Origin of the sequence: Specibacter cremeus (genome assembly GCF_003946885.1) — a bacterium.
GTDB classification, from domain to species: Bacteria; Actinomycetota; Actinomycetes; order Actinomycetales; family Micrococcaceae; genus Specibacter; species Specibacter cremeus.
Genome location: NZ_RWKQ01000081.1, coordinates 1 through 6,602, shown reverse-complemented (window position 1 = coordinate 6,602; position 6,602 = coordinate 1). Strand labels below are relative to the sequence as shown.

7 protein-coding genes and 1 tRNA gene are annotated in these 6,602 nt (G+C 70.0%); 4 read left to right on the top strand and 4 right to left on the bottom strand.

From position 1 onward, the window contains the following. Position 1 precedes the first annotated feature (1 nt). The 3 genes from EJC77_RS19940 to EJC77_RS19930 all read right to left on the bottom strand — a co-directional run bounded on the left by EJC77_RS19940 (position 2) and on the right by EJC77_RS19930 (position 2,045). Positions 2-301 (bottom strand): type IV toxin-antitoxin system AbiEi family antitoxin domain-containing protein, encoded by a 300-nt coding sequence (locus tag EJC77_RS19940; protein ID WP_125616967.1) that lies wholly within the window; start codon positions 299-301, stop codon positions 2-4. A 223-nt stretch (positions 302-524) separates the two neighbouring features. After that, on the bottom strand, positions 525-860 hold the full coding sequence (locus EJC77_RS19935; RefSeq protein ID WP_125616965.1) for a DUF2516 family protein: 336 nt from the start codon (positions 858-860) through the stop codon (positions 525-527). Positions 861-869: 9 nt separating this feature from the next. After that, positions 870-2,045 carry a trans-sulfuration enzyme family protein gene (locus EJC77_RS19930; protein ID WP_125616962.1) on the bottom strand — a complete coding sequence of 392 codons (1,176 nt, stop codon included), beginning with the start codon at positions 2,043-2,045 and terminating at the stop codon, positions 870-872. Positions 2,046-2,217: 172 nt separating this feature from the next. Here EJC77_RS19930 and tmk point away from each other — a divergent pair, with 172 nt between their 5' ends. From tmk to EJC77_RS19915, 3 genes are read left to right on the top strand one after another with little or no spacing between them, the layout of a single operon-like run. Beyond that, the gene (gene tmk / locus EJC77_RS19925) at positions 2,218-2,907 is read left to right on the top strand and encodes a dTMP kinase (protein ID WP_125616959.1); all 690 of its coding nucleotides are present in this window, start codon (positions 2,218-2,220) and stop codon (positions 2,905-2,907) included. Then, positions 2,904-4,103: a DNA polymerase III subunit delta' gene (locus EJC77_RS19920; RefSeq protein WP_125616957.1), complete on the top strand. Its 1,200-nt coding sequence runs from the start codon at positions 2,904-2,906 to the stop codon at positions 4,101-4,103. The genes tmk and EJC77_RS19920 overlap by 4 nt, the downstream gene beginning before the upstream one ends. A gap of 17 nt (positions 4,104-4,120) precedes the next feature. Further along, on the top strand, positions 4,121-5,683 hold the full coding sequence (locus EJC77_RS19915; RefSeq protein WP_240630393.1) for an alpha/beta hydrolase: 1,563 nt from the start codon (positions 4,121-4,123) through the stop codon (positions 5,681-5,683). An 81-nt stretch (positions 5,684-5,764) separates the two neighbouring features. On the opposite strand, the gene EJC77_RS19910 is transcribed toward EJC77_RS19915, so the two are convergent. After that, positions 5,765-5,995, bottom strand: a complete 231-nt coding sequence (locus tag EJC77_RS19910; RefSeq protein ID WP_125616954.1) for a hypothetical protein — start codon at positions 5,993-5,995, stop codon at positions 5,765-5,767. 426 nt (positions 5,996-6,421) lie between these two features. On the opposite strand from EJC77_RS19910, the gene EJC77_RS19905 reads away from it, so the two are divergent. Then, positions 6,422-6,494, top strand: a tRNA-Thr gene (locus EJC77_RS19905). Positions 6,495-6,602: the final 108 nt, after the last annotated feature.

Genomic DNA, 6,602 nt, shown 5'->3' with positions numbered 1-6,602 from the left:
ACTACATATTTAGGCCGAAAGAAGGCTTTCCACCCGGAAACTCAACGAAACCGGGCAGAAAGCCCACGTAACTTCGGTTTAATCGCAGCAGGTCCTTGTCCCACGAACTGCAGTTCTCCCATATGCTGGCCGGCACGTACGCTCCCCGCCGGATCCTGACCAGGATCCGGGAGCGCACGGCTTCGGTAAGCAGCCGGTCGGAGATGCCGGCCCGGGTGAGCACGGCCGTGGTGGCGATCCCCTCGGGTATGTTGCGCGGCCAACGAGACCTGAGCGTCGAGGTCAATTTGGTGGAGTCCATGCCCTATCGTGCCCACGAAACACTGGATTTCGCAGTGACCGCAAGGGACCCGTGGACAGCTGCCAGCGGTTCGTGTCCTGTGGAGGAACGCAACCGAGAAATCTCGCGTCGGCGGCGTCGAATTCGGACCCGGGTATTCGGGCCTCACCCGTGCCCTCGGGCGTCACCCGCACATTCGGTGCTGGCCACCACCGGGTATGCGGCGCAGACCCGAAAAACGCCCCTACCAGGGGCCGTAGGGGCCCTGCTTGCGGGATCCGCCGCGCAGCTGGGCGAGGGCGGGCCGGACGTCGGCCAGGTAGACGCTGGCCACCGTCACGCCGGCCAGGTTCACGAGCATCAGGAACCCGAGCGATGGGCCCAGCAGGAAGAACAGCCCGAACAGTGCCGACACGCCGGTCAGGCCACCCCAGAACCCCTTGGTGCGCTTGGAGACGCGCTCGAAGTTCGCCGCCGGCGTGCGCAGGCAGTCCACGAGCGCCCACAGCTGCAGGCCCCAGGCCACTAATCCGAGGGCCGTGAGGATGACGAGCGTCGCAATGTACAGGAGGGCGTTCACATCTCCAGCCTAGCGCGAAACGACCGAATCCAGCGCCTGGGCGAGGTCGGCCCACAGGTCCTCGGCGTTCTCGATGCCCACGCTCAGGCGCAGCAGGTTCTCGGGCACGCTGTCCGGTTCGTTCGCGTGCCGGCGGCGGCGCTCGATCAGCGACTCCACCCCGCCCAGGGACGTGGCCGGCGTCCACAGGCGCAGTGCCGCGACCACGCCCTCGGCCGCGGCCGCGCCGCCGGCCACCTCGATGCACAGGATCGAGCCGAACCCGTTCATCTGCGCCCTGGCCCGCGCGTGCCCGGGATCGCTTTCCAGACCGGGGAACCGGACCCGGTCGACGCCGTCGTGCGCCTCCAACCGCAGGGCCAGCGCGAGCGCCGTCTGCTGCGAGCGTTCCACGCGCAGCGCCAGCGTGCGCAGCCCGCGCAGTGCCAGCCAGGCCTCGAACGGCCCGGCGATGGCGCCGTGGATGGACCGGTGGTGGTGCAGCCGGCCGCGCAGGTCCGGGTCCGAGGTGACGATCGCGCCGAGCACGACGTCGGAATGCCCGGCCAGATACTTCGTGACCGAGTGCAGCACGACGTCGCTGCCCAGCTCCAGCGGCTGTTGCACCAGCGGCGTGGAGAACGTGTTGTCGGTGACGACGACGGCGCCCACGGCTTGGGCGGACCGGCACAGGACGCGCAGGTCGGCCACCTCGAGCATCGGATTCGTGGGGCTTTCGAGCCACAGCATGCTGGCCGCGCGCTCCCCGGCACCCGTGAGCGCGGCGATGACCTCGTCGGTGTCGGCGACATCGACGGTCCGCAGGGTGAACAGGCCCTTCTCGGCCAACTCCTGCGCCATGACCAGGGCGCCCTGGTATGTGTGCCGCGGCATTACGAGCACCCCCCCGGCCGGGATCAGGGACAACGCCGCGGACACGGCGGCCAGCCCGGACGCGAACACGAGCCCGGGAAGCGTGGCACCCTCCAGTTCGGCGAGCGTCTCCTCCAACGGGTCCCACGTGGGGTTGGAGTAGCGGCCGTAGGCACGGTCACCGTCGACGACCGTTCCGGTGCCCACGTAGGTCGAGGACAGCACGATCGGCGGATTGACGGGTGCGTCGTGGACCCGGGCGGGCCGCCCGGCCGCGACGACGAGGGTATCCGGGCTCAGCGCACCGGCGTGGGGGGACGGTTCGTGGGTCATGGACCCTACGTTAGTGCTCCGGCCCGTGCGCCACGAAGTTTCGTGACGCGCGCTCCCGGTCCCGTTACCGGGGCGCCCGCCATGGGGATCCCATTGCCGCGTCCGGTGTGCACCGCCGGCGCCTGTGGACAGCCCCAGCAGGCTGTCAGGCGGCGCCGGTAGGCTAGGTGTCGTGACAACACCTACCCCCTCCGCAACCGCGGGCCTCTTCATCGCCTTCGAGGGCGGCGACGGGGCCGGCAAGTCCACGCAGGCGGCACTATTGTCCGACGCCCTGGCGGCCCGCGGCCTGGCCGTGGTCACAACCCGTGAACCCGGCGGCACGCCCGTCGGTGAAAAGCTGCGCTCCCTGGTCCTCGACCACGGGCACGGCGAGATCGACGCGCGTTGCGAGGCGCTGATCTTCGCGGCCGCGCGGGCCGCGCACGCCGCCCAGGTCATCGCCCCGGCGCTGGAACGCGGTGACGTCGTCATCACCGACAGGTACATAGACTCCTCCATCGCCTACCAGGGCACGGGTCGCGGCCTCGGCGCCGAGACGGTCGGGGACCTGAACGCGTGGGCCACCGAGGACCTGTGGCCGGACCTGACCGTGCTGCTGGACGTCAGCGCCGCCCAGGGCCGGGTCCGTCGCACGGCCGGCGCCGTCACGGAGGAGGACCGGCTCGAATCGGAGCCGGACGAGTTCCACGCCGGCATTCGTGCGGCATTCCTCGACCTGGCCGCGGCGTCGCCGCAGCGTTACCTGGTCCTGGGCGCGCGGGAGCCCGTGGACGCCCTGGCCCAGCGGATCCTCGAACGCGTCGACGCCCTGCTGGCGGCCCGGCAGGAGGCGCCGCGCGACGAGGCGCCGCTGCCGTGAGCGTCTGGGTGGACCTGCAGGGGCAGGAGCCCGTCGTCGCCCAGTTGCGCCGCGCCGCCCAATCGCCGAACCCGACGCACGCGTGGTTGATCACCGGCCCGCCCGGGTCCGGCCGGTCCAACGCGGCCAGGGCGTTCGCCGCGGCGCTCGTGTGCGAGCGGGAGGAACTGGCCGAACGCGGCTGCGGTGTCTGCCATGCCTGCCACACGACACTGGCCGGGACCAACGCGGATGTGACATTCGTGGCCACGGACAAGACGACCATCGCCATTGATGAGGCCCGCGAACTCGTCGTGAAGGCCCAGGACAGGCCCTCGTCGTCGCGCTGGCGGGTCATGATCGTCGGCGACGCGGACCGCATGTCCGAGCGCACCACGAACGTGCTGCTGAAGGCCATCGAGGAGCCGCCGCCGCGCACCATCTGGATCCTATGCACGCCCAGCCCGGCCGACGTGCTTGTCACGATCCGCTCGCGCTGCCGGGCCGTAAGCCTGCGCCTGCCGCCCGTGCGGGATGTGGCGGCGTTGCTCGTGCGCCGCGACGGGATCGAGCCGGCCCTCGCCCTGCAGGCTGCCCGCGCCGCGCAAAGCCATGTCGGCATCGCCCGGCGGCTGGCCCGGGACGCCGGCGCACGGGAGCGCCGCGACGCGATCGTGCGGCTGCCGCTGACGTTGCGCGACGTCACGTCCGCGGTCACGGCCGCCGGGTCGCTGATGGAGCTGGCCACGGCCGAGGCGACATCGTCCAACGATGAGCGGGACGCCGCCGAGAAGGCCGAGCTGCTGCGCAACCTGGGCGCCCCCGAGACGGGCACCCTGCCGCCGGCCCTGCGCGCCCAGATCCGGGCGTTGGAGGAGGACCAGAAGCGCCGCGCGAAGCGCTCGGTCACGGACATGCTCGACCGTGCCCTGACCGACCTGCTCTCCTTCTACCGTGACGCGCTGGTACTGCAGCTGGCAGCGCGCCCCGGGCCCGCCGTCGTCGTTCATGAGGACAACCACGGGCCTGTTGAACTGGTCCCTGTTGAACTGGTGAATGAGCCGTTGCGCGCGCAACTGGGCGAGTACGCCGCCCGGTCCCGGCCCGAGGCCACGCTGGCGCGCATGGCCGCCGTCAACGACACCCGCCGCCGCATCACCACCACGAACGTCGCCCCGCTGCTGGCCCTCGAGGCCATGGCCGCCGGCCTGCTGTAACCGCGGAAGGACCCCCCTTGATTTTTGCTCGCCACGAACGACGGCGGCCACGCCGGCGCTTGACGGCCGCCACGGCGCTGGCCGGGCTGGCGGCGTTGCTGCTGTCCGCGTGTTCGGCGGCCCCGCCGACGACGACGGGCACGACCATCACGGCCCAGGCCGGCCCGTCCGTCATCGGGGACGTGCCGACGGCGCTGTCGTCGTTCTATGCGCAGGTGGTGACGTGGACGTCGTGCAACGAGACGTTCCTGTGCACGGACGTCCAGGTGCCCGTCGACTATACGAAGCCGGACGGGGACACCATCAAGCTGGCCCTGATCAAGCTGCCGGCGTCGGGGAAGCGGCTGGGTTCACTGCTGACCAACCCGGGCGGCCCTGGCGGGTCCGGCGTCGACTTCGTCCTCGACGGGGCGAAGACCGTCTTCTCCACCAGGCTGCGCGGCTCCTACGACATCGTCGGGTTCGACCCGCGCGGAGTGCAGCGTTCGGCGCCGGTCAAGTGCATCAGCGACGCGCAGACGGACCAGGAACGGCAGCAGTCGCTGGACCTGGGCAACGACGTGGATCTGAAGCGCGCCCAGGCGCAGGCGCAACGCGACACGGCCGAGTGCGTGAAGAACACCGGTCCGGTGCTCGGGTACGTGGACACGGTCAGCTCCGCGCGGGACATGGACATCCTGCGCGCCGTGCTGGGCGACCCAAAACTGGACTACATGGGTTTCTCGTACGGCACGAAGCTCGGCGCCACGTACGCCGGGCTGTTCCCGCGGCGGGTGGGTAAATTCTCGCTGGACGGCGCGCTCGACCCGTCGCTGGGCGTCGACGCCGTGGCGATGGGCCAGGCCAAGGGGTTCGAGCAGGCCATCCGGCACTGGGCCGGCTACTGCCTCGAACAAAAGGACTGCCCGTTCTCGGGGACCGTCGACGACGTGCTGGCCGGGATCCACGCCCTGCAGGCCGCGTACCTGGCAGACCCGCCCCGGGCCCGCGACGGGCGTCTGGTGCCGGAATCGGAGTTCACGAACGCGCTGGCGTACGGCATGTACTCGACGTCGCTGTGGGAGCCGCTGTCCCGGGCCCTGGCCGAGGCCGTCAAGGGCGACCCATCGGCCATGCTGGCTCTGGCCGACTACTCGGCCGACCGCAACGCCGACGGCAAGTACACGTCCAACACGTCGGCGGCGTTCCTGGCCATCAACTGCCTGGACTACCCGATGGACGCGGATGTAGCCCACATGCGGGCCGAGGCCGCGGCGTTGCAGAAGGCCTCCCCCACGTTCGGCCGGCTGCTGGGCTACTCGGCGCTTGGCTGCACGGACTGGCCGTTCCAGGCGACGGGGAAGCCGGCGAAGATCGCCGCACCCGGGGCGGGTCCCATCCTGGTCGTCGGCACGACCGGCGATCCGGCTACCCCGTACGCGTGGGCGCAGTCCCTGGCCGCGCAGCTGGACTCGGGCGTGCTGGTGACCTGGAACGGTGACGGGCACACCGCGTACGGGCGCTCCAACGCGTGTCTGAAGAAGGCCGTGGACGACTATTTCGTGGACGGCACGGTGCCCGCCCGCGGGACCACCTGCTGAGTCTTGGTGATTGAGCCCGTCGAAATCACCGAGAGACGCCGATTTTGTAGATCCCGGCTCCCAGTTCCGCCCGCGCCGCGGCTACCGGACGGTACTCTCACTCAGCCCGGCGACGTCCAGGCGCAGGCTTGCCTGCGGGCCGAACGCGGGGCAATCATTGCCGGACGGCCTGGTCAATGCCGGGTGCACGGTGAGGCTGCGCACCGGGAAGGCTGCGCCCGACCTGTCAAGTGCCGACACAGTGACCTCAAGCGCCTGCTCGGTCAGGCCCGGCACAGAAAGCGTCCCCACCAGCGTCCCGTCCGGAGTCACGGAAGCGCTGCACGGCTCCTCTTGGCCTGACTGGCATCGTGACGGCAGCGGACCGCTGCCCGCGGCCAGGTTTACGGTCTGCCGCGTGCACGTTCCCGCCTGGCAGGCCCGGACCGAGAGAGCGCCCACCCGCGGGGCAAGATCGGCACCGACCACGACGGTTACGCCGCGAAAGTTCGCAATGGCGGGACAAACGGCAACCGGAGCGCATCCGGCCAAGAAGAGCACAAGCACCAGCTTCCCCACGGCCAGCCAGATCGGGGACATGCACCAGTATAGGCGCCGTCATGCCCCATGAACGCGACGGGGATAGTAGGAGTGCGCACGTCCCGTCCGGCCGATTTTGTAGATCCCGGCAGCCTCCATTAGAGTTATTTCTTGCGTCCAGCGGTTGGTTCCGGAAGGTGCCGTCTCGCCCGGTCGCAGGCCTCCATAGCTCAGTCGGTAGAGCGTTTCACTCGTAATGAAAAGGTCATCAGTTCGATTCTGATTGGAGGCTCAAATCAACCCCGGAATTTCGGGGTTTTTTTGTGCCCAGGGACTGGTGGCAGGGTCCCGGAAAAGTCGCGTGTCAGCAGGTCAGCAGGCATGTGAGGGCCCGGTCTGG

Bases quoted from the DNA above. Each gene is read 5' to 3' on its own strand.
- EJC77_RS19940 (WP_125616967.1), bottom strand. From the start codon at position 301: ATGGACTCCACCAAATTGACCTCGACGCTCAGGTCTCGTTGGCCGCGC.
- EJC77_RS19930 (WP_125616962.1), bottom strand. From the start codon at position 2,045: ATGACCCACGAACCGTCCCCCCACGCCGGTGCGCTGAGCCCGGATACC.